At 56.5% G+C, this 26,954-nt stretch carries 22 protein-coding genes; 10 read left to right on the top strand and 12 right to left on the bottom strand.

Translation table 11 applies throughout. From position 1 onward, the window contains the following. Positions 1-4: 4 nt before the first annotated feature. A complete protein-coding gene (locus tag ACR0AK_RS15135; protein ID WP_368040263.1) occupies positions 5-1,012 on the bottom strand; it encodes a helix-turn-helix domain-containing protein in 1,008 nt (335 codons plus the stop codon). Positions 1,013-1,183: 171 nt separating this feature from the next. Between ACR0AK_RS15135 and ACR0AK_RS15130 the strand changes: the two genes are divergently transcribed. After that, positions 1,184-1,864, top strand: coding sequence for a GntR family transcriptional regulator (locus ACR0AK_RS15130; protein ID WP_170559640.1), 681 nt, complete (start codon positions 1,184-1,186; stop codon positions 1,862-1,864). 13 nt (positions 1,865-1,877) lie between these two features. On the opposite strand, the gene ACR0AK_RS15125 is transcribed toward ACR0AK_RS15130, so the two are convergent. The 7 genes from ACR0AK_RS15125 to ACR0AK_RS15095 form a co-directional block, all read right to left on the bottom strand. Continuing rightward, a complete protein-coding gene (locus ACR0AK_RS15125) occupies positions 1,878-2,834 on the bottom strand; it encodes an ABC transporter ATP-binding protein (protein WP_170559638.1) in 957 nt (318 codons plus the stop codon). After that, positions 2,831-3,808 (bottom strand): ABC transporter ATP-binding protein, encoded by a 978-nt coding sequence (locus tag ACR0AK_RS15120; RefSeq protein WP_170559636.1) that lies wholly within the window; start codon positions 3,806-3,808, stop codon positions 2,831-2,833. The genes ACR0AK_RS15125 and ACR0AK_RS15120 overlap by 4 nt, the downstream gene beginning before the upstream one ends. Positions 3,809-3,812: 4 nt before the next feature. Continuing rightward, complete coding sequence (locus ACR0AK_RS15115; protein WP_480793919.1) at positions 3,813-4,715, bottom strand: ABC transporter permease subunit; 903 nt, start codon at positions 4,713-4,715, stop codon at positions 3,813-3,815. After that, positions 4,715-5,722 carry an ABC transporter permease subunit gene (locus tag ACR0AK_RS15110; protein ID WP_170559632.1) on the bottom strand — a complete coding sequence of 336 codons (1,008 nt, stop codon included), beginning with the start codon at positions 5,720-5,722 and terminating at the stop codon, positions 4,715-4,717. Before ACR0AK_RS15110 ends, ACR0AK_RS15115 begins: the two co-directional genes overlap by 1 nt. Next, the gene (locus tag ACR0AK_RS15105) at positions 5,722-6,816 is read right to left on the bottom strand and encodes a M24 family metallopeptidase (RefSeq protein WP_480793918.1); all 1,095 of its coding nucleotides are present in this window, start codon (positions 6,814-6,816) and stop codon (positions 5,722-5,724) included. The genes ACR0AK_RS15110 and ACR0AK_RS15105 overlap by 1 nt, the downstream gene beginning before the upstream one ends. 68 nt (positions 6,817-6,884) lie before the next feature. Continuing rightward, a complete protein-coding gene (locus tag ACR0AK_RS15100; protein WP_480793917.1) occupies positions 6,885-8,468 on the bottom strand; it encodes an ABC transporter substrate-binding protein in 1,584 nt (527 codons plus the stop codon). A 225-nt stretch (positions 8,469-8,693) separates the two neighbouring features. Beyond that, positions 8,694-9,614, bottom strand: a complete 921-nt coding sequence (locus ACR0AK_RS15095) for a LysR family transcriptional regulator (protein WP_480793916.1) — start codon at positions 9,612-9,614, stop codon at positions 8,694-8,696. Between the two features lie 329 nt (positions 9,615-9,943). Between ACR0AK_RS15095 and ACR0AK_RS15090 the strand changes: the two genes are divergently transcribed. The 3 genes from ACR0AK_RS15090 to ACR0AK_RS15080 are packed head-to-tail and all read left to right on the top strand — an operon-like array spanning position 9,944 to position 16,862. Then, positions 9,944-13,678, top strand: a complete 3,735-nt coding sequence (locus ACR0AK_RS15090; protein WP_480793915.1) for a beta strand repeat-containing protein — start codon at positions 9,944-9,946, stop codon at positions 13,676-13,678. A gap of 59 nt (positions 13,679-13,737) precedes the next feature. Continuing rightward, complete coding sequence (locus ACR0AK_RS15085; RefSeq protein WP_480793914.1) at positions 13,738-15,495, top strand: type I secretion system permease/ATPase; 1,758 nt, start codon at positions 13,738-13,740, stop codon at positions 15,493-15,495. Continuing rightward, a complete protein-coding gene (locus tag ACR0AK_RS15080; RefSeq protein WP_480793913.1) occupies positions 15,492-16,862 on the top strand; it encodes an HlyD family type I secretion periplasmic adaptor subunit in 1,371 nt (456 codons plus the stop codon). Before ACR0AK_RS15085 ends, ACR0AK_RS15080 begins: the two co-directional genes overlap by 4 nt. 72 nt (positions 16,863-16,934) lie before the next feature. On the opposite strand, the gene ACR0AK_RS15075 is transcribed toward ACR0AK_RS15080, so the two are convergent. Next, positions 16,935-17,552 carry a TetR/AcrR family transcriptional regulator gene (locus ACR0AK_RS15075; RefSeq protein ID WP_170559618.1) on the bottom strand — a complete coding sequence of 206 codons (618 nt, stop codon included), beginning with the start codon at positions 17,550-17,552 and terminating at the stop codon, positions 16,935-16,937. A 206-nt stretch (positions 17,553-17,758) separates the two neighbouring features. Between ACR0AK_RS15075 and ACR0AK_RS15070 the strand changes: the two genes are divergently transcribed. The 5 genes from ACR0AK_RS15070 (at position 17,759) to ACR0AK_RS15050 (ending at position 22,211) form a co-directional block, all read left to right on the top strand. Continuing rightward, entirely contained in the window at positions 17,759-18,688 is a 930-nt protein-coding gene (locus tag ACR0AK_RS15070) for an AEC family transporter (RefSeq protein WP_480793912.1), read from the top strand. Positions 18,689-18,789: 101 nt separating this feature from the next. Beyond that, positions 18,790-19,623: an S-formylglutathione hydrolase gene (gene fghA, locus ACR0AK_RS15065; protein ID WP_480793911.1), complete on the top strand. Its 834-nt coding sequence runs from the start codon at positions 18,790-18,792 to the stop codon at positions 19,621-19,623. Positions 19,624-19,626: 3 nt separating this feature from the next. Continuing rightward, the gene (gene sthA, locus ACR0AK_RS15060) at positions 19,627-21,084 is read left to right on the top strand and encodes a Si-specific NAD(P)(+) transhydrogenase (protein WP_480793910.1); all 1,458 of its coding nucleotides are present in this window, start codon (positions 19,627-19,629) and stop codon (positions 21,082-21,084) included. Further along, complete coding sequence (locus ACR0AK_RS15055) at positions 21,081-21,536, top strand: YaiI/YqxD family protein (protein ID WP_170559610.1); 456 nt, start codon at positions 21,081-21,083, stop codon at positions 21,534-21,536. The genes sthA and ACR0AK_RS15055 overlap by 4 nt, the downstream gene beginning before the upstream one ends. A 54-nt stretch (positions 21,537-21,590) precedes the next feature. After that, positions 21,591-22,211 carry an HAD family hydrolase gene (locus tag ACR0AK_RS15050; protein WP_480793909.1) on the top strand — a complete coding sequence of 207 codons (621 nt, stop codon included), beginning with the start codon at positions 21,591-21,593 and terminating at the stop codon, positions 22,209-22,211. Between the two features lies 1 nt (position 22,212). Here ACR0AK_RS15050 and ACR0AK_RS15045 read toward each other — a convergent pair whose 3' ends face one another. Beyond that, positions 22,213-23,448 carry an MFS transporter gene (locus tag ACR0AK_RS15045; RefSeq protein WP_480793908.1) on the bottom strand — a complete coding sequence of 412 codons (1,236 nt, stop codon included), beginning with the start codon at positions 23,446-23,448 and terminating at the stop codon, positions 22,213-22,215. A 146-nt stretch (positions 23,449-23,594) separates the two neighbouring features. On the opposite strand from ACR0AK_RS15045, the gene zapE reads away from it, so the two are divergent. Next, positions 23,595-24,653 (top strand): cell division protein ZapE, encoded by a 1,059-nt coding sequence (gene zapE, locus ACR0AK_RS15040; protein WP_480793907.1) that lies wholly within the window; start codon positions 23,595-23,597, stop codon positions 24,651-24,653. Positions 24,654-24,731: 78 nt separating this feature from the next. Here zapE and ACR0AK_RS15035 read toward each other — a convergent pair whose 3' ends face one another. After that, positions 24,732-26,006 carry a bifunctional folylpolyglutamate synthase/dihydrofolate synthase gene (locus ACR0AK_RS15035; RefSeq protein WP_480793906.1) on the bottom strand — a complete coding sequence of 425 codons (1,275 nt, stop codon included), beginning with the start codon at positions 26,004-26,006 and terminating at the stop codon, positions 24,732-24,734. Continuing rightward, complete coding sequence (accD, locus tag ACR0AK_RS15030; protein ID WP_170559600.1) at positions 26,003-26,935, bottom strand: acetyl-CoA carboxylase, carboxyltransferase subunit beta; 933 nt, start codon at positions 26,933-26,935, stop codon at positions 26,003-26,005. The genes ACR0AK_RS15035 and accD overlap by 4 nt, the downstream gene beginning before the upstream one ends. Positions 26,936-26,954 lie beyond the last annotated feature (19 nt).

Below are 26,954 nucleotides of genomic sequence, written 5' to 3'. Positions count from 1 at the left end.
CATTTTAATGCGACCAAGACCTGCGGAAGTTATGCGGAGAGATCTTGTATCGACCACGGAAATGCACCGAAAGCCTGTCTGTGCTGGAAAACCCCGAGGCAAAGGCAATCTCGGACACGCTGAGATCGGTTTCATTCAAAAGAGCAAAGGCACGATCCAGCCGGAGGTTGTTGTAGTATTGGCCGGGTGACATTTTGGTGTGCTGCTGGAACAGGCGCTCCATATGGCGTCTAGACAGAGACGCCTGATCCGCCACCGCCTCGAGGCTAAGCGGCGTTTCAATATTATCCCGCATTATTTGGACCGCTTCGACCAGCTTGGCGTTTCGGGTCCCCAAAAGGGCTGAGACAGGCGAAACCTGTTTGCTGCCACTTTCGCCAACACGCCGATGCAAACACATCTCGGACACATTAATAGCAAGCGTATTGCCGAACAGTTCCTCAATCACTTCCAGCATCATATCGGTGCTTGCGTGCCCACCACCACAGGTGCGCAGTTTGCCGTCTATCTCGTACAGGTTCTGAGTTGGCGTCATTGAAGGGAAATACTCACAGAATCCGGGGCGATTTTCCCAATGGACGGTGAACTTCTTATCTTTGATCAGGCCCGCTTTGGCCAACGCAAATGCCCCGGTGCAGATACCGCCGAAATCGCATCCATGGGCCTTTTGCCGACGAATCCAGTTGAGAACACGGTCATCAAAAGAAGCCATAGGTTCGGTACCGGAGCACACGAAAGTATAAGCCCCCTGCTCGAGATCGTGCATGGGTTGGTCCGCCTGAATTCGAATGCCATTCGAGCATGTCACTGGTGCGCCATCTGCGGACAAGACGTACCATTCGAATAATTGCTTGCGGGCCAATTGATTTGAAATACGCAGAGGTTCAATAGCAGCGCTAAAAGCCAGCATCGTAGTTTTGGGCAGTAACAGGAAGTGAAAGGCTTTGGGCGGTCCATCATATGGAACGTCGACGGAAATCGCCCCCTTGGGCAAGAAACGCTGACTGTCCACTACACCCCTCCTTCGTGCTGAAATACGGAAACACGTCTTGTTTAACGTATCGCCACCGGTCCGCCCAAAACGCTTAAGCAATTTAAATATATCAATAGTTGCAATACCCTTGGAAATCGAACGCTCATTTTGTATTTTGGATACAACTTTACACCGACCGAGACCACTCATATGCCCAGAACTCGCGCGATCGCACGCCAAAGTCTCCCGGAAGTCATTACAAACGATCTGCGGGAACGTATCCTAAGCGGAGAGATGGCCGAAGGTGAAACCATCCGCCAGGAAGCCTTGGCCGAAGACTATGATGTCTCGCGTATGCCCATTCGCGAAGCACTGAAACGGCTTGATGCAGAAGGTCTGGTGCAGCTTACAAACAACCGTGGTGCGTCAGTGACGTCGCATTCGCTATCGCAAATCGGCGAGATTTTCGATCTGCGCGTTCTGCTGGAAGTCGATCTGTTCAAACGTTCCATTCCGCAGATGACCGAAGCCAATTTCGCCGAGTGTGATAAGCTGCTCGATGACATGGAACGGTCTTACGAAGCATACGATGTAGGGCGTTGGGGCAGCCTGAATTACGCATACCACAAGGCCCTTTATGCGGCCGCTGATCGCGGGCTGACCACTGAAATCTTGCAAAGAGTGAATCTGCAATCCGATCGCTATGTCCGCATGCATCTTAGCGTGATGGAACAACGCGAGCCCGCCAAAAAAGATCACCGGCAGCTATTGTCTCTGGCGCGTAAAGGTCAGGTTAACGCCGCCTGTGATCTGCTGACCAAACATATTCAACGGACCAAAGACCAGTTGCTGGAGATGGTTGTAATGACCCGGAAAGGCGACACCAGATAGAAGTCTGCTGCTTTTAACCCAAAGGATGCAGGCAAGCCACTTTGTGATCCGCGCCGCTCAACTCTGGTGGCGCGGTGCGGCATTCCTCGGTTGCTAGCCAGCACCGTTGTGCAAAGGCACAGCCTTTAGGGATATTCATCGGCGACGGAAGCTCACCTTCCAGTTTGATCCGATCCTTCCTCGCTTCGGGATCTGCGCGGGGCGTCGTCGACAGAAGGGCTTTGGAATACGGATGCTGGGGCGCAGCAAACAGCTTTTCCTTCGGTGCCTTCTCGACCGCGCGACCCAAATACATAACAATCACATCGTCGGCAAAGTGCTTCACCACTGACAAGTCGTGCGAAATGAACAGGTAGGCAAGGTTCAGACGCTCTTGCAGCTCGACCAGCAGGTTCAGAATTTGTGACTGGATCGACACGTCCAGCGCCGAAACCGGCTCATCCAGAACCAATATTTTGGGATTCAGCATCAAGGCACGTGCAATGGCAATCCGCTGCCGCTGTCCGCCCGAAAACATGTGAGGATAACGATCATAGTGCTCGGGCCGCAGGCCCACGAGGTCAATCATTTCGCGCGCCCGCGCCTCGCGATCGGCCGCAGACATATCGCGGCGGTTAATGATCAACGGTTCCTGCAGGATTTGCCCAATCCGTTGCCGCGGGTTGAGCGAGCCATAGGGGTCCTGAAACACGATCTGCACCGTCTCGCGCATCTGGGCCCATTTCGACGGAGTGATGTCGACTCCGTCAATGGTCAGGCTGCCGGATGTCGGTTCTTCGATCATCGTCACCACCCGTGCAAGCGTGGACTTGCCGCAACCGGATTCACCGACGATGGCCAATGTCTTGCCCGGTTTTAGTTCAAAATCCACACCGGACAAAGCCTTGACCGTTGAGGGTTTTGACAGCAGCCCGCCTTTGACGGAATAAAACCTGGCCAATCCGCTGGCCTGTACGATTGGGGCGGTCATGCCAATTCTCCGGCTGTTATCTTTTCAACGTAGTGACACCGGGCCTTACCGAATTCCGCGCTGTGTGGGGTTGGAGGCAAGGACCGGCACAGATCGTCCGCGAATTGGCATCTTGGGCTGAACAGACAGCCTTTGGGCCGGTCGAACTGTCCCGGAACGACGCCGGGAATGGTTGGCAGCATTTTGGTGGTCGCCCGCTCCGGCAGCGCGCTCAGCAATGCTGTTGTGTAGGGGTGGCGCGGGGTGCGAAACAGATCCTTGACCGGCTGTTCCTCGACCTTTTGGCCAGCATATTGAACCTGCACCCGCTCGGCGGTTTCCGCGACCACGCCCATATCATGTGTGATCAGGACCAAACCCATCCCCTGCTCATCCCGAAGCCGGACCAGCAGATCAAGGATTTGCGCCTGAATGGTCACATCCAGTGCCGTTGTTGGCTCGTCCGCAATCAAAAGTTTTGGTTTGCAGGCGATAGCCATCGCAATCATGACCCGCTGATTCATACCGCCGGACATCTGGTGCGGGAAAGTGTTCAGGCGGCTTTCGGGCGCAGGGATACCGACCTGATCGAACAGTTCAATGGCGCGCTGATGGCGGTCCTTCCGGTTCAGGCCAAGATGGATGCGTAAGGCTTCCTTGATCTGGAAACCAACTGTAAAGCATGGGTTCAGCGACGACATCGGCTCCTGAAAAATCATAGCGATGTCCTTGCCGATGATCTTGCGGCGGTCACGGGCCGAGATCTGGGTCAGATCGATGCCTTCGAAACTCAGTTGTTCAGCGGTGATCGTAGCAGTCCATGGCAGCAATCCCATCAGCGCCAGCATCGACACGGACTTGCCCGAGCCGCTTTCGCCAACAATGGCCATTAGTTCGCCCTTGTCGACAGACAGATCAACGCCATCTACGGCCCGGAACTGACCCGAGGCGGTGGCAAACTCGACGGTGAGGTTTCGGATGTCCAACAGGCTCATGTCGTCAACTCCGCTTAAGCTTCGGGTCCAGCGCGTCGCGCAGACCGTCGCCCATCAGGTTGATGGCCAGCACGGTGACCAGAATGGCAAGGCCCGGGAACGTCACCACCCACCACGCACGCAGAATGAACTCACGCGCTTCGGCCAGCATGGTGCCCCATTCCGGCGTGGGCGGCTGCGCCCCCATGCCCAGAAAACCAAGGGCTGCAGCATCCAGAATAGCGGTCGAGAACGACAGTGCCGCCTGAACGATGATCGGAGCCAGACAATTAGGCAGTACGGTTTTGAACATCAGCCGGGCCTTGCCGGCACCGGCCACGCGGGCCGAGGTGACATAGTCCTTCTGCCGTTCCGCCAACACTGATGCCCGGGTTAGGCGCACGTAATGCGGTTGGAACACGATGGCGATAGCGATCATCGCATTGGTCAGCGAGGGTCCAAGGATGGCCACCAGAACCAGTGCGAGCAGCAACGAAGGGAAGGACAGAATGATATCCATCACTCGCATGATCATAGTATCGACCCATTTGGGTGCGAAACCCGACAGCAGGCCGACAATCACCCCGCCCGTCACGGCCACACAGACCACCACGATGCCGACAAAGAAGGAATAGCGTGAGCCCATGATCAGCCGCGATAGCATATCCCTGCCCAACGGATCTGTGCCTAAGGGAAAGGCCCAGCTGCCGCCTTCTTGCCACGCAGGAGGTTGCAGGATGTGATTGCGGAACTGTTCGGTCGGATCATAGGGGGCCAACAAGGGCGCAAAGGCCGCGCAGAGTACGAAGGCCGAAAATACCCAGAGACCAAAAACGGCACCACGGTTTTCGCTGAAGTAATACCAGAACTCACGCAAGGCACTGGGGCGGTCTTCGGTTTTAGATTGGGTCGCGGATAATTCAGCCATCACCGCCTCCGGATTTTGGGGTTGATGACGCCGTAAAGAACATCGACCAGCAGGTTCACTAACATGACGATCACGGCGATCATCAGCAGCCCGCCCTGCACCACCGGGTAGTCTCGGCGGAAGATGCTATCGACCATCCACTTACCGATACCGGGCCAACTGAAAATCGTCTCGGTCAGGATGGCACCGGCCAGCAAGGTCCCCACTGACAATCCGATTACCGTAATCACCGGGATCAACGCGTTACGCAGCGCGTGCAAACCATTGATCCGCGCGGGTGCGAGACCTTTTGCGCGCGCCGTACGGATGTAATCTTCGCCCAACACCTCCAACATCGCCGAGCGCGTCTGGCGGGCAATGACCGCCAATGGGATGGTGCCCAAGACAATGGTCGGCAGGATCAGATGTCGTACAGCCGAGCTAAAGGCCCCCTCTTGCCCTGATAGCAAACTGTCGATCAGCATAAATCCAGTGACGCTTGGAAAATAATATAGCAGGTCGATCCGGCCCGAGACCGGTGTCCAGCCTAGATTGCCGGAAAACACAATGATCAACAGAAGGGCCCACCAGAAGATCGGCATTGAATACCCGACAAGCGCAGACGACATCAGCGCCCGGTCAAAGAACTTGCCCCGGTTTACGGCTGCGATTACCCCTGCTGGCAGGCCTAATGCCACAGCAAAGATCATGGCGCAGATCGACAGTTCCAGCGTTGCTGGAAACAGGGCAAAGAATTCATCCCAAACAGGTTTCTTGGTGACAAAGCTCTCGCCCAGATCGCCATGCAACACGCCAACCAGGTAGTCCCAGTATTGCTGCAGCACAGGTTTGTCGAAGCCCAGCTTCTCGACCATCTCCTGATAGCGTTCTTCGGTCATTCCGCGTTCACCGGCCATGACGATGATCGGATCACCCGGAAGAACCCGGATGAACATGAACGAAATCAGCGTGACGCCCAGAAATGTCGGAACGAACATGCCGAGGCGAGTCAGAAAATAGCCAAACATCAGCGACCTATGATTGTAAGATCTTTGGGAAAGCTGGTCAGCGAACGGCAACCATCATCGGTCACCAAGACATCATCTTCGATCCGAACGCCAAAATTGTCCAGATCATAGAGGCCCGGCTCGTTAGTCCAAACCATGCCCGCGCGCATGATCTGGTCGTTGCCACGCATGATGTAGGGCGCTTCGTGCACATCGCGGCCCAGCCCATGACCCGTTTTGGTCCGAATACGGTCTCCGTAAGGCGACGCTTCGAGGACGCAGGTTACCGCGTCGTCGACGTCATGGGCGGTCACACCCGGTCGGCAGGCCTCGAACCCTGCCAAATTAGCGCGCAGAACCGTGTCGTAGACCGCCCTGCCCTCGTCTGAGACCTCTCCGACGAAGAATGTACGCGTGATATCTGCGGCAAACCCGTGTTTGCGGGCACCAAAATCGAACAGAAGGGCATCGCCCGGCCTGATCTGGTAGTCCGCCCGTGCCTTGCCATGCGGTCTTGCCGAATTGTCTCCGGCCGCGACGATCGGCGAAAACGCCAAGGAGGCCGCACCTTCAGCAAACAACGCCTGGATCAGCGCCTGCTCGATCTGCAGCTCTGTCTGACCGACGCGTACATCTGCAATGACGCGCTCCAGCGCACCTTCCGAGATATTAATTGCCGCTTGCAGCGCGGCAATATCCTCGTCGGTCTTGATTATGCGAAGACCGGAAATCTCTCGTTCGGCATCCACGATTTGAAGGCCTGGTTGAGCATTCGCAAAAGCCACTGACACAAAGACCCGCATCACCTGCCCTTCAACCGCCAGCGATCGCAATGGCATATGTTCGGCAAGGGCCGCGAAAGCGTCGTCATAGCCGGCTTGATCGCGCCAGTCGAAAACAGCGCCTTCAAATCCGACCAGTTCCCACGAACCCAATTCCAGATTGGGCACAATCGCAGCTGGTTCGCCCTCGGCCGGTATCACGACCACAAAGGGGCGCTCGTGGCTCATGAAGGGTTTTCCCAAAGCGCGGGTAAAATTCGGGCCGGGCACCAGCGCCACGGCATCTACTGACATGTCCTTTGCCAGTTGACGGTACTCGGACAAATCCGGCATTTGCGCCGACCTCCCAATAAAGAAAACCGGAGCCGCCAATTGGGCGGCTCCGGTTGGTGAGTGGTGAATTATTCGACGCTTACACCATAGAAGATGTGGCCGCCCAGCGGGTGAACCTTGTAGCCCTGAACCTTGTTGCTCATCGGCATATACACGACCGAGTGTGCGATGGTTGCCCAAGGGGCCTGCTCTTTGAAGATAACCTGAGCATCCTCGTACAGCTTGGTCCGCTCCGCCTGATCAGTGGACTGCTTGGCCTTCAGGATCAGATCTTCGAACGGCTCGTGGCACCACTGTGCGCGGTTTGACGCTTCGCGACCGTCGCAGCCCAGCAGAACCGCCAGGAAGTTGTCTGGGTCACCGTTGTCGCCGGTCCAACCCAGCAGAACGGCACCGTCACGATCCAGATCTTTCGAACGCGAGAGATACTCGCCCCATTCGTAAGACACGATCTCGACGTCCACGCCGACCTTCGCGAAATCCGCCTGGATCAGTTCAGCCATACGGCGCGCATTCGGGTTGTAAGGACGCTGTACCGGCATCGCCCAGACCTTCATCGACAGGTCGGAGACCCCCTCGGCTTCCAACATGGCCTTGGCCGCTTCCGGATCATAGGTATCGTCGGTGATAGCGTCGTTGTAGCCCCACATCGTCGGCGGGATCGGGTTTTTGGCAACCTGACCTGAGCCTTGGAACACCACGTCGATGATCGCGTTCTTGTCGATCGCCATGTTCAGTGCCTTGCGGACATTCGGGTTATCAAACGGCGCCATCGTGGTGTTGTAGGCCAAATAGCCGACGTTCAGGCCCTCTTGCTCCATCATATTGATGTCAGCGTCATCCTGCATCGCCTGAATGTCGGCAGGGTTCGGATAAGGCATGATGTGGCATTCACCAGCCTTCAGTTTCTGATAGCGAACCGATGCATCCGGGGTGATCGCAAAAATCAGGTTTTCAACATCCGCCGGGTCTTTCCAGTAGTCGGCATTCTGGGCGTAACGGATTACGGCGTCTTTTTGGTAGGCCACGAACGAGAACGGACCGGTGCCGATAGGCGCCGTGTTCAGCTTTTCAGGCGTTCCGGCTTCCATCATAGCATCGGCATACTCGGCCGACAGGATCGACGCGAAGTCCATCGCCATGTTGGCAACAAACGGAGCCTCGGGCTTGGTCAGCTTGAATTTGACGGTGTAGTCGTCGACCTTTTCGATAGACTCGACCAGATCAGGCATACCCATGCCTTTAAAGTATTCCCAGGTACCACCAGAGATCTGATTGTAAGGATGGGCGTCATCTTTCTGTCGCATGAACGAGAAAATCACGTCATCTGCATTGAAATCGCGGGTTGGCGTGAACTCGTCGTTCGAATGGAACTTTACGCCCTGACGCAGTTTGAACGTGTATTCCAGACCATCATCGCTGGCTTCGACGCTTTCGGCCAGACCGGGAATTACGTTAGTTGTGCCTGTTTCGAATTCAAGCAGGCGGTTGTAAATCGGGTGCGATGAGGCGTCAAAGGTGGTTCCGGCCGTAAAAAGCGCCGGGTCAAACCCTTCGGGTGAACCTTCTGAACAATAAACCAGCGTGTTGGCCTGCGCGGCCGCGCTGGACAGGGCAATTGCCGCTGTTGCAGCTAATAATTTAAGTTTCATGATTGTCTCCCAGAAAAATTTTCAATCGGCTTTCGCGTTGCTTTGTTGTCCAAGCAATTCCAGACGACTCTCATCGCCGCGAAAATTGTGCCCAATGTATCCAAAATACAAAATCCATTGTCAACTCACTTTGAGAGTTGAAGGAATGTGTAAACCAATGCACCTCGCAAAGCCGAGAGACTACACATCTCGGTTTCATTGATGATTGCAAAGATTGACGAGTGATTACGGCGTGAAGGTCGGCGCAACACCAACTGGGGGTTGATCCTGAATATATGCACCCACACTGTTCAAAACTTGAGTTCTAGGACATCCCGGGCGGGTCGCAGCACCAAGATTGCGCAGGTTGCCGGGCCCCTCAAAAGGAACAAAGCACAAGGGCCACTTGTCTCGTTTGAATTGCTCGGCGGCCAGGGCCGATACAATTGTACAATCATCAGAATGGCAAATGTGCCGGCAGATCGTTTCAAACCTCAGTGCGCTCAGATCAAACCGCTTGGCGACTCGGATCGCAGGATCAACCTTGGGCAAACGGTCCTCAAGCTCATAGCCAAAACTGTGAGGTAGCCGGATGAAATCATGCGGAGGCACATCCTCTGGCGCGATAGAGGGAAGCATACAAAGTGGATGCCCCTCACGCATGGCCAGAAACAACGGCTCGGCCCAAATTGATGTGAAAGCCAGAGCGTCGCTGTTGTTGACTTTGGCCACCAGCGCCATGTCCAATTGATGATCTTCGACCATCTGCAACATATTTTGTGGAAGGTCCTCGATCATGGTCACACGCATCCGCGGATACAGATCGCTGAACAGCCCTGAGAAGTACTGTGTCAGGTAGGGTGCAAGCGTTGGCGTCATGCCAATCCTGTACGCAACGGCCTCGGGGTCGCGGTATTGGGTGGCAGTGTCGCGGATCTGTTGTGCATCAGAAAGGATGGATTCAGCTATTTTTAGGATGCTTTGACCAAATGCCGTTGGGCGCACTTCGTTATTCAGTCGTAGAAACAGTTCAACACCTAGTTCCTGTTCCAGCTTCTTGATCTGGTTCGACAGTGCAGGTTGCGAAACGTTGCACGCAACCGCCGCCTGGCTGAACTTGCCATGTTTTGCAATGGCGAGCACATACTCCAAATCTCTGAAATTCATCCGCTTAATCTCTCTGCGGTCAAACAAAAGCGGCTCGAAACCACCCCTTTATGTACCTTAAAGCGGACACAACTGCATGAAATCCCGATCAACTCCGCTGACAAAACTGTTAACCGGCGAATTCGAATAGAACATCACGCGCGGCAGGAAAGTCATAACCTGTTGATTTATTTGATGTGGCACTTCCGGATTCTCACGGAAACCGTGACTATTTGCGTTGGTTATACAGCCGATTAGCAGGATGAATTTCAGCTGACCCGGGGTGCCGTCTACCCCTTTGCTACGTGGAATGCCCGACACACAGGGCGGACTGCCAAACGTAACAATTTATGACGGAGTACCCCATGCTGTCCCAACTTCTGACAAGCCTGCGCGCTCGTCTCTTGACCACGTCCACAATAGCGCAAGAGACCACCCGCGACGGCCAAACCCTTTTCAACAACTTCTTTCAAAGCACCGTTGTAGATGACACCCCGGCTTTCGTGCTGGCAAATGACTTCTCGCGTTTGCTGAACTTTGGTGAAATCATCACCAACAACGCCGTAGCTGCCGTTCAGGCGCAGGGGCAGGATGTTGATGTATTCAACTTCCGCTCGGGTCGGATCGAGGCGAACAACGGCCCCGACGCATTGGCCACCGGCGTTCAAGTCACCGGCAGCGCACAGGTTCGTAACTTTGGTGAGATTGCGGGTGAATTCAACGGCGTTCAGTTTGCCGGTGCTCAAAGCTCGGGCGGCCTGGACAACTTCCGCGGCGGCGTGATCAGTTCTGACAGCCGTGCAGTCGACATTCAGGGCGAAGGTATTGATGTGCGCAATTTCGGTGACATCATCGGCACCGGCGATCAGCGCAATGGCACGATCTACACCAACAGCACGGCCGAAGATATCTCGATCTCGAACTTTACCGGCGGCACGATTGACGCGGGTGAAGGAAACCAGGGTGCCGGTATTTCGTTGCAGATCGGCGATGAGGTCGGCGATCGCGTGGAAACCGACATCTTCAACGGTTTTGGCGCGACAATTCAAGGCCGTGGCCAAGGGGCCGCCAATACCGGGCTGGCCGGCGACGGCATTCGCATTGACGACGGTGCCGAAGGGGCCACGTTGGAAACCGAGATCGTCAACAGCGGCCTGATCTCGACCGAAAGCAACCAAGGCACGGCCGCCGGTATCCGCATCGCGGATGGCGTAAACGCCGAAGGCGAGATCCTGAACACGTCCACCGGCGTAATCGACGGCCCGCGCAATGGTCTTTACATCGGCAATGGTGAACATGATCTGGACGTGCTGAACTTTGGCACCATCCAATCCGGAAGCCGGGCGGTGAACATCGATGGCTCAGGTGTCGACCTGATCAACGGCGGCGACATTCTAGGAACCGACGACCAGCGCAACGGCACCGTTTATGCCGACGGCACCGCAGATGACTTTTCGGTCCGCAATCTGGCCAATAGCACAATCGACGCGGGTGAGCACAACCAGGGCTCGGGTTTCGCAGCAGAAATCGGTGGAGCCGCCGATGGTGCCAACACGTTCTCGTTGGAAAACGACGGCCTGATCCAGGGTCGGGGCAACGGCGCAGCAGGCACTGGTCTGGCCGGAGATGGTATCCGCATCGGCAACCCCGGAAATCAGGGCATCGCCGAAGCGACCATTGTCAACCGTGGCGAGGTGCGTTCGGAAGGTGCCAACGGCACGGTAGCGGGTGTGCGCGTTGTGGATGGTGTGAGCTTTCAGGGCGAATTTACCAACTCCGGCACAATCTCGGGTGTCCAAAACGGCGTCTACTTTGGCAACGCGGACCATACGGGTGGTCGTTTCGTCAACGAAGCAGGAGGCGTTGTGTCCTCGGACAGCCGGGCGCTCAACATTGATGGCACGGGGCTTGAGGTCGACAACCGAGGCAACATCCTTGGCACCGGAGATCAGCGCAACGGTACGATTTATGCTGACGGAACAGCGGATGACTTCTCGGTTCAGAACTCAGGGCTGATCGACGCTGGTGACGGCAATCAGGGTTCTGGCTTTGGTGTGGAAATCGGTGGTGCAGAAGATGGTGCCAACACATTCACACTGGAAAACACGGGCGTAATCAACGGGCGCGGAAACGCGGGTGCGGCCACGCCGCTTGCCGGTGATGGCGTTCGGGTCGGCAACGTTGGCAACACCGGAACTACCGATGCGTCGATCTCCAACTTTGGCGGGATTTTCTCTGAAGGCGCCAACAGCACGGTCGCCGGCATCCGAGTTGTCAATGGCGTGAACTTCCAGGGCACATTGCTTAACGCGGGCGCCATCGAAGGCGTGCAAAACGGTGTCTACTTTGGCACTGGGGACCATTCGGGCGGGTCGTTTGTTAATAGTGGCACCGTTTCCTCGAACAGTCGGGCACTGAACATCGATGGTAACGGGCTTTCCGTTCAGAACCTGGGTGCCATCTTAGGTACAAGCAATCAGCGCAACGGCACAGTCTACGCTGATAGTACGGCAGACAACTACACGTTCACCAACACTGGTCTGGTGGACGCAGGCGAGGGCAACAACGGCTCGGCTGTTTCGCTGCAAACAGGTGACGTTTCAGGCGATGTCGTCTCGGCAGCGATTGTAAACGAAGGTGTCTTACAGGGTCGCGGCGATGCAACCGAGGGCAATCAGGTCGGCGACGGCCTGCGTTTGTTCACCGGACAAAATGATGCGTCCTTTGCCGGAGTCGTTATCAACGAAGGCCTGATTGCCGGTTCCGAACAATCGGATGCTGCAGCCGGCATTCGTATTGACGGCGGCTTGAACCTTCTTGGTGCCGTCCTGAATGAAGGCGAAATTCGCGGCACGGTCAATGCGATCGACGCATCAGATGCTGGTGACGTTACCATCGTCAACGACGACGAAGGCGTGATCAACGGCAATGTCCTGTTGGGCAACGGCAATGACATTTTCGTCGATCTGGGCACCACTAACGGCGACATCCGCGGTGGCGCAGGTGATGACGTTCTGATCGCAGGCGACGCTGACAACGTTCTGACCGGCGGTCTGGGCAATGACTTCATCGATGGTGGAGAAGGCAACGATACCGCCGATTTCTCGGATCTGGATGTTGCGGTCGAGGTCCGTCTGGACGCCAATGGCAACGGCACCGCCACGCGCGACACCGGGTTCAACGTCTCGATCGTGGATGCGGCTATTGTGGCTCCGGACCAGTTTGGTGCGAATATCCCGGATGGAGGCTGGTTTGTAGAAGAGGCCGTTCTGGGCAATCTGTACTACAACATTCACACCTCCGACTTTCCTGCCGGGGAAATTCGCGGGCAATTGCTGGTCGACAGCGATGTAACCGAAAACGGCATCCGCACAGTTTCGCTGAGCGGCGGTCTGGACGCATCGCAAGAACCCGGGCCGACATCGGATAGCGAAGCCACCGGCAACGCGACCGTTGTCATCACTCAGAACCTGGCAACAGGCGAAGTCACCTACTCGAGCGAGTTGAGCGTTGTGGGCCTTAACGAGGCCGACCTGAACACTCCGATCCCCGGTGTCGTATCAGCCATCCATCTGCACAACGCACCAGCGGGCGCAAACGGCCCGGTCGTGCAGGACACGCTGGTGGACGCGGGCGCGACGCTTGATGTTGATGCAACAGCCGGTACCGGAGTTGTCGGACTGGACGTGATCGACAATCAGATCGAAACCGACGTGCTGGTCTCGATCGAGAATGTCATCGGCTCTGACGATGGTGATGTGATTGTCGGCAGCGATCTGGAGAACGTTCTGAACGGCGCGGATGGCGATGACCTGCTGAACGGTGAGGGCGGCAATGACGTCCTGATCGGTGGCGAAGGCGCCGACACCTTCCTGTTCCAGGGCACCTTCGGTGATGACACAATCTCGGACTTTGAAACGGGCGTCGACAGAATTCAGATCGGAGATCTGGGTCCTGACTTCGACGGCGATCCAAGTAGCGTTCAGGATGGTGACGACGCCGTCATCAGCTTCGGCGACGCAGGCTCGATCCGCCTGGCCGGTGTCGATGCCGCCGACCTGAGCGAAAACGATTTCATCGTCTAATTGAACAACAGCGGGGCGGGCCTTGCCGCCCCGTTTGCCCAACCGGAAAGGGTTCCCTGATGTCCCAGAAAACCAATCCCGTGAAAACCGCCTGGGGGTCGCTGCGCAAGGGTTTTGTTGCAGTTGCCTTCTTCAGCTTGTTTCTGAACCTTCTTATGCTGGCCGGTCCGCTTTACATGTTGCAGGTCTACGACCGCGTCCTGACCAGCCAGAATGTCGACACACTGATCGCATTGACCGCTTTGCTGGCCGGCGTTTTCGTCGTGGTCGCCTGTCTTGATCTGATGCGGATGCGTATTTTGGGTCGCCTGGCCGCCCGCTTTGAGCTGAGCGTTGGTGCGCAGGTCCTAGGCGCCGCGATGCGCCGCCGCGTACAAGGCGAAAGCGAGGCTGGCGAAAACCTTGTCGAGGACGTGAACGGATTTCGCGAATTCATCTCGGGAACCATCCTGACTGCGTTTTTCGACGCGCCCTGGATTCCGCTATACCTGCTGGTCCTTTATGCTCTTCACCCATATCTCGGTCTGCTTGGTCTGGCCGGCGCCGTTACACTGACGATCATGGCGCTGATCAACAACTCCCGCGCCCGTGAACCGATGCAGTCGGCGTCGCAAGCGCGCGGTCGTTCCGATGCGTTGTTCAGCACCAGTGCCAAGAACGCCGAGCTGGTTCAGGCACTTGGCATGAAATCCGATTTGGTGCGGCGTTGGACTTCGCTTCAGGCTGAAGCCCATCAGCACAAAACCCGCGCCGCAGATCGGGTTGCCAGTTTTTCGGTCGTCTCCAAAACCGTTCGGATGGGTTTACAGTCGGCTATTCTGGGCCTTGGAGCAGCCCTCGCCATAACTGGAGAATCAACCGCTGGCGTCATGATCGCGGCGACCATCGTGCTGGCCCGCGCACTGGCCCCAATTGACCAATTGATCGGCCAGTGGCGCAGTTTTCTGGCAGCGCGCGGATCTTACTCCAAGCTAACTAAACTGACCGAAGAGTTTGCCGAAACTCCACCCAACCTGCACCTGCCCCGCGCGTTCAAATCCCTGGACGTCAAGATTGCGCAGGCGGGTCCTCCGCGCGCCGTCAACGCCTCGCTCCGCCAGATTGATTTTGGCCTTATGCCAGGGGACGTTCTTGCGGTTATCGGGCACAGCGGTTCGGGCAAGACCACTTTGGGCAAAATGATGGCCGGTATCTGGCACCCCCAACGGGGCGAGGTTCTGCTGGACGGCAGCCCGATGTCCAAATGGAACCACGAGGATCTGGGCAAGCAGATCGGATATCTGCCACAGGATGTCGAGCTGTTCGACGGCACGATCCGCGAAAACATCAGTCGCTTTTCGGTTGCCATCGACGATGCAGAAGTTCTGCGTGCCGCGCGCGAGGCAGGTGTGCATGAAATGATCAGCACCCTTCCAGATGGATATGAAACACGCATCGGTCGGGGGTTCTTTCTGTCAGGTGGTCAACGCCAGCGGCTTGCACTGGCCCGCGCGCTTTATGGCGATCCGTTTGTACTGATATTGGACGAGCCGAATTCGGATCTGGATGCCGAAGGCGAACAGGCCCTGCGCGATGCGATCACGGCGGCGCAGTCCCGTGCTGCAATCTGCATCGTCATGACCCATCGTCCTGCGACGCTGCAAGCTGCCAACAAAGTAATGGTTCTGCGAAACGGCACTCAAACACAGTTCGGAGAAAAAGAGGACGTCCTGAAGGTCACTCGTCGGAACGTTCTGGACAAACCGACCCGATCCGGGGCGCAGGAACCCACCGCGCGCCCTGCTAATGCAACTCAGATAAGCGGAGCTGCCCAATGACCCAGTTGATGAAACGCACACAATCCCCCAACGTGCTTACCGCCCAGGATGTGCAAGTATTGGACATCACGACCGAAGCCTCTGGCATCAAACGCTATGTCCTGTTCGGGTTGTTTACCCTGATGGCTTTCGTCGGCGGCAGCATCTATTGGGCCTTCGCCTCGAAACTGGATGGGGCGGTCGTCGCGCCAGCATCGTTTGTGGTGGAAGGTGACCGCAAAACGGTTGAACATCTGGACGGAGGGATCATCGACTCGATCCTGGTCACGGATGGAGAATTCGTTCAGGCAGGTCAGCCCCTGGTGCGGCTGGACAGCTCGGAAATCGACGTGGATCTGAGCGTTCTGGGCAGCCAGTTTGGCGAATTGTCGGTACGCCGCGCCCGTTTACTGGCACAGATTAGCGGTTCGGGCAGATTTGACGAGTCAACCGCGATGGCTGGTTTCAGCGTCGGTATGCAGCGGTTGCATTGGCTATCGCCTTACCTGACGCAAAAACAATTGTTTGACGCCGAAGCCCGCGCGCGCCGGACCGAGGCCCAGATCAACGCGCAGCGCATTCAGGGCCTGCGCAATCAGATCAGTGGCCTGAACGAACAACGCCTCTCAACGCGGAACCAGATCGACATCACGCAGATTGAATTGTCCAACCTTCAATCCTTGCTGGACAAAGGGCTGGTGGCGGTGACACGGGTCAGCGCGCGACAGATCGAAATGGAACGTCTGGGCGGAATTGATGCGTCCTTGCGCACCCAGATCGCACAAGCCGAGGACCAGGTGCAGGAGTTGCAGTTGTCGCTGATCAGTCAGCAAAAGCTGCGTGACGAGGTGATCGCCGGGGAGCTTGCGGTTGTAGATGCTCAGCTTGATCTGATCCGCTCACAGTATTCAGGGACAGCTGAACGGTTGAAACGGACCGAGGTTCTGGCGCCTGCCAGCGGAAGGGTTGTCAATCTGGCAGTATCCACAGCCGGAGGTGTCATTCGCCCCGGAGAGACGATCATGGATATTGTTCCCGCCAATCAAGCTCTGATCGTCGAAGCACGGATCAAAACTGCGGATATCGACAAGCTGCAGATCGGTCAGGCAACACGCATTCGCCTGTCAGCCTTTACGCAAACCGATGTGCCCGAAGCCAGCGGTCGGATTTTTGACATTTCGGCAGACGCGCTTGAGGACGACCGTACCGGCGAACCATATTTTAAGGCGCGGGTGAAATTGGATGCCGATCAACCCACCGAAGTTGCGTCTCTTGATCTGGTGCCCGGAATGCCTGCGGATCTGTTCGTCAACACCGGTGAGCGCGCGGTCATCAGTTACCTGTCGCAACCGATTAGTGACCGTCTGGCCAAGACTTTTATCGAGTGACTAGTTTCACCCGCATCCGGCTGCCCGGGTGCGGGTCGTTCGCGTTTTTTGATCGTTAGCGCAATTGGCGGTTCAGACGCCGTACCTGGCCATGAACATATCAACGGCTTGCAGGGCAATTGCGTCTGTTTCTTCTTTGGAAAAGCTCTTTTGAACACCAATGGCAGCGCGCGTCCAAATCCGAACCTTGCAAAGCTCGCTCAGTTGTTCAGCGGCCAATTGCAGATCGTCGATAGCCAGTTCACCCTTTTTGACCGCTTTTTCCAGATACGCGACCATCTGGCGTTGGCCGTTTTGCGGCCCGGCTTCATAAAAAGTCTGACCCAGTTCCGGGAACCGGTCGCGCTCGGCTACACAGATGCGGAACATCTGTTGCGAAAAATCCGATACCAGAAAAGCCGTCAGTTCGGTTGCGGCGATTGTCAGTACCTCGCGCGCTGGTTTGCAATCGTCGACCATTGCGACGACGTTCTCTGCCATCCGCTTGCATTCGACCTGCGCCACTTCCATGAACAAAAGACGCTTGTCTGGGAAATAACTGTAAAGCGTCGCCTTCGACACCCCCGCAGCGCGCGCGATGTCGTCGACGCTTGCACCTTCGAAACCATCCGCCATGAAAACCTCTCGGGCTCCGCGCAGGACCTGATCAAATTTTCGGCCTGTACGCAGAATGACGGCTGCTTCGGTCATGTGCTCTCCTTCGGTCGTTTGGGTGACAAATGTATAAACCGTTCAGTTCAGATACAACAAATCGCACAATTAGCAGGCATCTGGCAACATGGGTGACGTCAGGTTTGCAATTGATCCGTTAAGTTTCTTGGCAACGATGGGGCTTGACGCCCACAAACGACCCGACATGGCTTGCGGCTTGCGTATTCCGTGCTACCAATTTGCGCATGGTTGATATCTTCCTGCGCACACTGCCTTTTTTCGCAATCATCGGCCTGGGATACTGGGCCGGGCGCAGTCGGTTTTTCTCGGAAGAAGCCACCGCCTACCTAACGAAATTCGTTTTCTATTTTGCGCTGTCGGCCATGCTGTTCCGCTTTGCGGCCACTCTGCCTTTTGCCGAAATATTCAATGCAAGATTGGTCCTTGGGTACTTGATGGGCACTGCCGCTGTGTACGCCCTGGCAACGGTTGTCGCGTGGATACGACGACTCGACGTCCCGACTGCTGCGGTCGAGGCGCAATGTGCGGCCATTGGCAACGTCGGTTTTCTGGGTCTTCCCATGCTGGCGCTGCTGTTTACCGAAGCGGCGATTGGTCCGGTTATGTTGGTCCTGACCGTTGATCTGGTAGTGTTTTCGTCCCTGATCGTCATCCTGATCAACGGCGGGCGTGACGGCCGATTGACGCCTGCGACTTTCCGCCTGATCGGGATCGGACTACTCAAGAACCCGATGATCGCTTCGATTTCGGCGGGGCTACTGTGGTCCGCGATGCAGATCCCCGTCCCTGCCCCCTTGAATGACTTCCTTACAATTCTGGGCGGGGCGGCCACACCGGGTGCATTGTTCGCCATCGGGGCCTCACTGGCCAGCAAATCCGCTGAACGTGTTCAGATCGCGGGTTGGCTGAGCTTTTGCAAACTGGTGATACACCCGGTCTGCGTTGCGGTTGTGTTGCTGTGGATTTTGCCTGTGGCGGCTTTTCCTGCTTCTGTCGCCATCGCTGCGGCAGCCCTGCCAGTGGCAGGCAACGTTTATATGTTGGCCGCGCATTACGGCGTGGCCCCGCACCGCGCGTCTGCTGCGATACTACTGTCCACAGCAGCCAGCATTCTGACGGTGCCATTGGTCATCGCCTGGGTTGGAACACCCTGATCCCTACCTTTTGAAAAATCGCGCGCCAAAGCCGCTCAGCCTTTACGTATCGAGCGTGTAAGGATAGCCATGTCGCAAACCTAACGTAAGGACGAGACCAAATGGAAACCCTTTCGGAAAACGCATGTTTCGGAGGCGTTCAGGGCGTCTACCGCCACGCCTCGACTGCCTGCCAGTGCGACATGACCTTTGGTCTGTTCCTGCCAGCAGAGGCAAAGGACGGCGCGGTTCCGGTTCTGTGGTATCTGTCCGGCCTGACCTGCACCCATGAAAACGCCATGACAAAGGCGGGTGCTCAGGCTTGGGCAGCCGAGCAAGGCATCGCGGTGGTGTTCCCGGACACCTCGCCGCGCGGTGAAGGCGTCGCCGATCACGAGGATTATGATCTGGGCCAGGGTGCCGGGTTCTATCTGAACGCCACGCAGCAACCCTGGGCACCGCATTTCAACATGTGGGACTACGTTGCCGAGGAATTGCCTGCATTTTTGATCGACAATTTTGCAATCGATGGGGATCGTCAGGCCATCACCGGACATTCCATGGGCGGCCATGGCGCGCTGACTTTGGCCATGAACCTGCCGGGGCGTTTCCGGTCTGTGTCCGCTTTCGCACCGATCTCGAACCCGACGGGTGCGGATTGGGGTCGCAAACAAATGAGCGCCTACCTGGGCGATGATCAGGCAACATGGGCCAAGCATGACGCATCGGTCCTGATGAAAGAAAAAGGCTTTGACGGCCCTATCCTGGTTGACACTGGCGCCAATGACCAATTCATCGATCTGCTGCGCCCCGAAACCTTGGCGCAGGCGATAGCGGAACGGCGACAGCAGGCAATCTTCCGTCTGCAGCCAGGCTATGACCATTCGTATTTTTTCGTGTCGACCTTCATGGAAGACCACATCACATTCCACGCCGAGGCGCTGTACGGAGACTGAGGCATGAGCAAATACGACTATGACCTGATCATCATTGGGTCCGGCCCTTCGGGTCGATCGGCCGCGATTCAAGCGGGCAAGTTGCAACGGCGCGTATTGGTGATTGACCGCAAGGACCGGTTCGGCGGCGTATCCGTCCACACCGGCACGATCCCATCAAAGACGCTGCGTGAAACGGTGTTGAACCTGTCCGGCTGGCGCGAGCGCAGCTTTTACGGACGTTCCTATCGGGTCAAGGATCAGATCCGGGCCGAAGACCTCAAGGCGCGTCTGCATATGACGCTGGATCATGAAGTTGACGTTCTGGAGCACCAGTTCAACCGAAACCACGTGGAAACATTGAACGGGTTGGCCAAATTCGTCGGTCCACATGAGATTGAAGTTGCCACAGATGCCGGTGACACTACAAGACTGACGGCGGCAAAGTTCCTGATTGCGACAGGGACCAAGACCTACCGTCCGGACTATGTCCCATTCAACGGCAAAACCGTGGTGGACGGTGACGACTTTCTGGAGATGGCAGAAATTCCCCGCTCGTTGGTCGTGATAGGCGCCGGGGTGATTGGCGTGGAATACGCCACGATGTTCTCAGCCTTGGATGTTCGGGTTACGCTGATTGAACCGCGCGAAACCTTCCTGGATTTCATCGACAGCCGTTTGATCCATGATTTCACCCATCAGATCCGCGAAAACGGTGTGGACTTGCGACTGGGCTCAGCGGTTGAAAAAATCGACGATGCCGGGGCGCATGTCGAAGTTACCCTTGAAAATGGCCGTCACGTGCGTGCCGAGATGCTGCTGTTCGCCGCTGGACGCATGGGTGCTACCTCGGCATTAAACCTGGAGGCTGTCGGTCTGGAGACCGATCATCGCAACCGGATCAACGTGGATCGAAAGACGTATCAAACATCAATACCGCACATTTACGCAACGGGTGACGTGATTGGTCATCCCTCGCTGGCCTCGACCTCCTTACAACAAGGCCGTGTGGCTGCTTGTCATGCGCTTGAAACGCCGACCCTGCCGGAAAGCCCGTGGTACCCGTACGGCATCTACTCGGTGCCCGAAATCTCAACCTGCGGCATGTCCGAGGAAGAGCTGCAAGAGCGCGGCATCCCTTATGAAGTGGGCGTGGCGCGGTTCCGCGAAACCTCGCGCGGGCATATCATGGGGTTGGAGCACGGTATGCTGAAGATGCTGTTCTCACTGAAAACCCGCCGGGTGCTGGGCGTGCAGATCGTGGGTGAAGGCGCGACAGAGTTGATCCACATCGCACAGGCGGTGTTGAACCTGAAGGGCACGGTGGATTACTTCGTGCAAAACACGTTCAATTATCCGACCTTGGCCGAGGCTTACAAGATCGCCGGCCTGGATGCATTCAACCGGATGCCCATTCCGGAAGAATTCAAAGTGCGCAAGAAACCAGCGGAACCGACCAAGAAAGAGGCCAAGAAGGCGTGACGACCCTCTATATCGATGGGGATGCCTGCCCCGTGAAGGCCGAGGCTGAACGAGTTGCAACACGGCACAAAGTACCGATGGCACTGGTGTCAAACGGCGGACTGCGGCCATCGGCGAACCCTTTGGTGAAGGTGATTATCGTGTCAGCGGGCGCAGATGAGGCTGACAAGTGGATCGCCGAACGCTGTGGGCCTAGTGACGTTGTGGTGACATCAGATATCCCGCTGGCCGCAAAGTGTGTCGAAGCAGGTGCGCGGGTTCTGCGACCCAACGGCGAGGCCTTTACTGCGGCCAATATAGGCCAGCAACTGGCCATGCGTGATTTGATGGCCGATCTGCGTGCCTCTAACCCATTGGGTTCAGGAGGCGGGGGAAAACCCTTTGGCAAAGCGGACCGATCCCGGTTTTTGGACGCTTTGGAACGGGAATTGAGGGCTGCACAGCGGAGCTGATGCTCCCGCTTGGTTCAGTTACACCAACCATGGGCTGCGCAAGAAGGTACGAATATGTCGGTGAAAGCTGTTGTTTTTGACATCGGGAACGTTCTGATCGAATGGCAACCCGAACGCTATTATGACCGGGTCATCGGAGAAGAGCGCCGTCGCGCCATGTTCTCTGAGGTCGATCTGCACGGAATGAATGACCTCGTGGATCAGGGTCACCACTTCACTGATACGATCTATGATTGGGCCGAGAAGTACCCCGAATGGCGAGATGAAATTCGCATGTGGCACGACAAGTGGATCGAACTTGCCACGCCCGAAATCCCCCATTCAGTTCGCCTGCAGCGGGCCTTGCGGGCCAAAGGCGTGCCGGTTTTCGCATTGACCAATTTCGGGGTGCAAAATTTCGACTATGCGACGACCGTTTACCCGTTCCTCAACGAATTCGACAAACAATACGTGTCGGGGCGGATGCAGACCGTCAAACCGCACGTTCCGATCTATGAAATGGTTGAAGACGACTGTGGCCTGCCGCCCGAAGGGCTGTTGTTCACCGATGACCGGATCGACAATATCGCAACGGCGCGCGCCCGGGGATGGCAAACACATCACTTTACCGGACCAGAAGGCTGGGCGGACCGGCTTGTGCAAGAAGGCTTGCTGACGGTCGAAGAGGCGCGATAGGTCAGGCGGTGGCCAATGATCGGTTTTCGCGAATGGGCAGGTGGACGATGGCGCTGAACGCCCCAATCGCAACGCCGATCCACCAGACCATGGTGTAGTCGCCGTACTGGTCGTACATCCGGCCGCCCAACCAGACGCCCAGGAAACTGCCGACCTGATGGCTGAAAAAGATGATCCCATACAGCGTGCCCATGTAGCGCAGTCCATAGAGATGCGCGACCAACCCCGAAGTAAGCGGAACGGTGGCAAGCCAAAGCGAACCCATGACAAGTGAAAACACGATGACCGACAGCGGTGTGATTGGGAACACAATGAAGGCCGCCGCGGCGAGTGTTCGCGCAGTGTAGACTCCTGCCAGAAGGAATTTTTTGGGAAAGTGATTCCCGGCCCAACCCGCCAACAGAGTGCCTGCAATATTGGCCAGACCAATTAGTGAAATTGAAACAGCCCCTAGTGCTGATGTAGTTGTGATGCCGATCGAATGCAGAACGCCGCCGGGTTGAATGGGTCCGCACATCTCGGTCACAAAAGCGGGAAAGTGTGCGGTGATGAAGCCAAGTTGATAACCGCAGCTGAAAAAGCCTAAAAAAATCAACGTGTAGGACGGGTCTCGGAACGCTTTGGTCAAAATCTGACCCATGCTCTCTTCAATCTCTGCCTTGCTAGCGGCCTGCGGGGCGCGCATGAACGGTAGCGTCAGTACCAGCGCCAAGATCGCGATTGCAAAGACGATGAATACTTGCTGCCAGAGCATAAAGCTCAGCATCCATTCGGCTGTGGGTGCCCCCAAGACCTGGCCAAAACTGCCCGCAGCGGTGACAATCGCAAGCGACATCGAGCGATTTTCGTCCGACGAGGCCCGCCCAACCACGGCAAGCACCACGCCAAACCCGGTGCCGGCGATACCGAAGCCCACAAGCCAGGCGTACATTTGATGTTCGAACGGAGTGACCGACCAAGCCGACAGAACCATGCCCGCCGCATACGTCAGCGCACCAAGGATAATCGCACGCCTGTCACCGACTTTTTCCGAGATGGCTCCGAAAATCGGCTGTCCGATGCCCCAGGCCAGATTTTGAATTGCGATTGCCATCGAAAAATCCGTACGCAACCAACCAAATTCATCCGCAATGGGTATCTGAAACACGCCGAACGACGCGCGCACAGCAAAGCTGACGGTGATGATGATACACCCGACGATCAGGATCGGGTTCAGCAAGCGCGTGTCTTGGGGCATTGGGTCCTCGGGCATTCAGAAGGAGGACGTTAACGCGTTTGGCGTACGCGTCAATTCAGGAGTTTTTCTGTGTCGGATAAGCAAAATTGATACGTCTGTAAAAAGGCAGCTTTTCAACAGGCAAGCCGGGCGCTATGCCTCGAAACATGACCGGTTTGATTTCGCTTTATGACACGCAGGTGGCCGAAGGCATCCTGACCAGAGACGATGCGCAAGAGGCTGTTCTTCCCAATTTTGAACGCATCCGGGCCGCTTTGGCGGAACCTGTAAAACGCGGATTTTTTCGAAAAGCTCCGCCGCCGCCCAAAGGTCTGTACCTGTGGGGAGGCGTCGGACGCGGGAAATCAATGCTGATGGACATGTTCGTCGACTCTTTGTCAGACATCCCAGCCCGTCGCGTGCATTTTCACGCCTTTATGCAAGAAATCCACGCCGGCATGCACAAGGCCCGCAAGGACGGCGTCGAGGACGCACTGGCCCCTGTCGCCGCCTCGGTGGTCAAGTCGGTGCGCGTGCTGGCGTTTGACGAAATGCAGATCACAGATATCACGGATGCCATGATTGTTGGCCGATTGTTTGATTTGCTGCATGAAGGCGGCGTCGTGGTTGTGACGACATCGAACCGACACCCTGATGAGCTGTACAAAGACGGGTTAAACCGTCAGCTTTTTCTGCCGTTCATCGCACATATCAAGGAACAGCTTGAAGTTTGGGAGCTGATCTCACCTACAGATTACCGTCAAAACCGGCTGGAAGGTGCGCCTGTCTATTTTACCCCAATTGGTCCCGAAGCACGTGAGAGTATTCGCAGCGTTTGGAATGATTTGACAGGCGGCCCGGCAGACCCGCTGATCCTACAGGTCAATGGTCGCGCGGTAGAACTGCCCGCCTTTCGCAATGGCGTTGCCCGTGCCAGTTTTTACGACCTCTGCGGTCGGATGCTGGGCCCGGCAGATTATCTTTCCATCGCGGAAGAAGTCAAAGTGCTGGTGCTCGAAGATATCCCGCGCCTGTCTCGCAACAACTTCAACGAAGCCAAGCGGTTCGTCACACTGATCGACGCGCTATATGAGGGAAAGGTTCGCTTGATATGCTCAGCTGCGGCCGAACCCGAGATGCTCTACGTAGAAGGCGAAGGCACGTTCGAGTTTGAACGTACTGCATCGCGCCTTCGAGAGATGCAGGATCAACGCTGGGGGCAGTAGATGGCTCTGCCCCCTTCGCACTTTGTGCGAATCCCTCGGAATATTTTGGCCAGGTGAAGCTGAGCGTATGCTCTTTTGTCAGCCGTTTTCGCGCAAAATATTACCAGCCAGATAGAGTGATCCACAGATCAGCACCCGCGCCTGAGGGTCTTTTTCGGAGATGGTCAACAGTGCCTCGGCCACAGTGGGAGCCGTGGATGATGCGAGCCCGACCTGAGCGGCGGCTTCAGCGGTGTCTTCGGCGCTAAGCGTATTTGCCTCACCCGGGATTGAAACTGCCGTCAGGCTTTGCGCCTGTGCCGAGAGCGGAGCCAGATAACCGGTGACGTCCTTAGTGTTCAGCATCCCGCAGATCATATGGGTTGGACGCTCAGGCAGTTTCGCCAAAAGATCGGCCAAGGCCAGCCCGGCTGCCGCATTGTGACCACCATCAAGCCAAAGCTCTGCCTCGGGGGCCTGCTCGACCAACGGGCCGGATTTCAATCGTTGCATCCGGGCGGGCCATTCAGCTCTGGTCACCGCTGCCTCGTAGGCGTCGTCACCAAGATCCAGATGACGCAAGACCGCAAGTGCGGCCCCGGCGTTTTGGATCTGGTGTGCACCCAACAGATTTGGAAGCGGCAGATCACGTAGGCCGGTTTCGTCCTGATAAACAAGCCGCCCGTTTTCTTCGGTGACGTGCCAGTGTTGGCCATGAACCAACAAAGGTGCACCCAGACGCGCGGCAGTGTATTCAATGACCTCCAGCGCCTCGTCCTGTTGCGGGCCAACGATGCAGGGAACACCAGGTTTGATGATGCCGGCCTTTTCCGCCGCGATTTTGCCCAAGGTATCGCCCAGAAACTGCTCATGGTCGATTGAAACCGGCGTGATAACCGTTATCGCGGGGTCATGAATGACATTGGTCGCGTCCAACCGGCCACCCAGCCCGACCTCAAGCAACGTGTAGTCTGCCTTGGACCGCGCAAAAGCTAGCAGGGCCGCGCAGGTCGTGATTTCAAAATACGTGATGTTCTCGCCACCATTGGCAGCGTAGCATTCGTCCAAAACAGCCGTCAGATCTGGTTCGGAAATCAGATTACCTGCCAGACGAATACGTTCGTGAAACCGCGCCAGATGGGGCGATGTATAGGCATGGGCCGACAAACCTGCCCCTTCCAGACCCGCGCGGATCATAGCCTGGGTCGAGCCCTTACCGTTCGTACCCGCAATATGGATCACCGGCGGCAATTTGACCTGCGGATTGTCCAACGCGTCCAGCAAACGCCAGACGCGATCCAAGGTCAGGTCAATGATCTTGGGATGCAGCGCCATCATCCTTTCCAGGATGACGTCCGATGTCTGAGAGGTCATTTGTCTTCCGTGTCTTCAGCCGGAGTATCTGCCTTGGCATCTTCGGGCTCTGGTGCAGGCAGATCGCCTTTGACCGCCGGAGGCTGGTTCATCAGCATACGCGTGATTGTTATCAGTTCATCACGCATTTCGGTCCGCTTGGTTACGCGGTCCAGCATACCGTGATCCAGCAGGTATTCAGCACGCTGAAACCCTTCGGGCAACTTTTCCCTAATCGTTTGTTCGATCACACGTGGACCGGCAAAACAGATCAGCGCATTTGGTTCTGAGATATGGACGTCACCCAACATCGCGTATGAGGCGGTCACGCCCCCCGTTGTCGGGTGCGTCAGCACGACGATGTAGGGCAGGTTTGCCTCTTTCAACATCTCTACCGCCACGGTCGTGCGCGGCATCTGCATCAGGCTCAGAATGCCCTCCTGCATCCGGGCGCCACCAGCGGCGGAAAACAGGACCAGAGGGCGCTTCAGTTTTACCGCCTCTTGCGCAGCGGCAATGATCGCGTTGCCGACATACATGCCCATGGACCCACCCATGAACGAAAAGTCCTGAGCAGCCGCGACGATTGGGGTTCGGCCAATTTCGCCTAAAGCGACCAGCATCGCCTCTTTCTCGCCCGTCTTCTTTTGGGCGGCTTTCATCCGGTCCGGGTACTTCTTTTGATCGCGGAATTGCAGCGGATCGTCCTTGGGCGCGGGTACCTCGACCTCGGTAAAGATCCCACCATCGAAAAGGTGACCAAAACGTTCACGCGGGGTTATCGCCATGTGATGACCGCATTGGGTGCAGACGTTCTGGTTTTCTGCCAACTCACGGTGAAACAGCATCGTTCCACATTCATCGCACTTGTGCCAAAGATTTTCAGGCACTTCTCGGCGCGAGAAGATCGAATTGATCCGGGGGCGGACGTAGTTTGTGATCCAGTTCATGTCGGAACCTTGGCTTGTG

The organism is Ruegeria sp. BI12 (assembly GCF_056537985.1).
This window is presented reverse-complemented; position numbering and strand designations above follow the sequence as displayed.

Coding starts and splice junctions, on each gene's coding strand:
- ACR0AK_RS15130 (WP_170559640.1), top strand. CDS start 1,184: ATGCCCAGAACTCGCGCGATCGCACGCCAAAGTCTCCCGGAAGTCATT.
- ACR0AK_RS15125 (WP_170559638.1), bottom strand. CDS start 2,834: ATGACCGCCCCAATCGTACAGGCCAGCGGATTGGCCAGGTTTTATTCC.
- ACR0AK_RS15120 (WP_170559636.1), bottom strand. CDS start 3,808: ATGAGCCTGTTGGACATCCGAAACCTCACCGTCGAGTTTGCCACCGCC.
- ACR0AK_RS15115 (WP_480793919.1), bottom strand. CDS start 4,715: ATGGCTGAATTATCCGCGACCCAATCTAAAACCGAAGACCGCCCCAGT.
- ACR0AK_RS15110 (WP_170559632.1), bottom strand. CDS start 5,722: ATGTTTGGCTATTTTCTGACTCGCCTCGGCATGTTCGTTCCGACATTT.
- ACR0AK_RS15105 (WP_480793918.1), bottom strand. CDS start 6,816: ATGCCGGATTTGTCCGAGTACCGTCAACTGGCAAAGGACATGTCAGTA.
- ACR0AK_RS15100 (WP_480793917.1), bottom strand. CDS start 8,468: ATGAAACTTAAATTATTAGCTGCAACAGCGGCAATTGCCCTGTCCAGC.
- ACR0AK_RS15095 (WP_480793916.1), bottom strand. CDS start 9,614: ATGAATTTCAGAGATTTGGAGTATGTGCTCGCCATTGCAAAACATGGC.
- ACR0AK_RS15090 (WP_480793915.1), top strand. CDS start 9,944: ATGACGGAGTACCCCATGCTGTCCCAACTTCTGACAAGCCTGCGCGCT.
- ACR0AK_RS15085 (WP_480793914.1), top strand. CDS start 13,738: ATGTCCCAGAAAACCAATCCCGTGAAAACCGCCTGGGGGTCGCTGCGC.
- ACR0AK_RS15080 (WP_480793913.1), top strand. CDS start 15,492: ATGACCCAGTTGATGAAACGCACACAATCCCCCAACGTGCTTACCGCC.
- ACR0AK_RS15075 (WP_170559618.1), bottom strand. CDS start 17,552: ATGACCGAAGCAGCCGTCATTCTGCGTACAGGCCGAAAATTTGATCAG.
- ACR0AK_RS15070 (WP_480793912.1), top strand. CDS start 17,759: ATGGTTGATATCTTCCTGCGCACACTGCCTTTTTTCGCAATCATCGGC.
- fghA (WP_480793911.1), top strand. CDS start 18,790: ATGGAAACCCTTTCGGAAAACGCATGTTTCGGAGGCGTTCAGGGCGTC.
- sthA (WP_480793910.1), top strand. CDS start 19,627: ATGAGCAAATACGACTATGACCTGATCATCATTGGGTCCGGCCCTTCG.
- ACR0AK_RS15050 (WP_480793909.1), top strand. CDS start 21,591: ATGTCGGTGAAAGCTGTTGTTTTTGACATCGGGAACGTTCTGATCGAA.
- ACR0AK_RS15045 (WP_480793908.1), bottom strand. CDS start 23,448: ATGCCCCAAGACACGCGCTTGCTGAACCCGATCCTGATCGTCGGGTGT.
- zapE (WP_480793907.1), top strand. CDS start 23,595: ATGACCGGTTTGATTTCGCTTTATGACACGCAGGTGGCCGAAGGCATC.
- ACR0AK_RS15035 (WP_480793906.1), bottom strand. CDS start 26,006: ATGACCTCTCAGACATCGGACGTCATCCTGGAAAGGATGATGGCGCTG.
- accD (WP_170559600.1), bottom strand. CDS start 26,935: ATGAACTGGATCACAAACTACGTCCGCCCCCGGATCAATTCGATCTTC.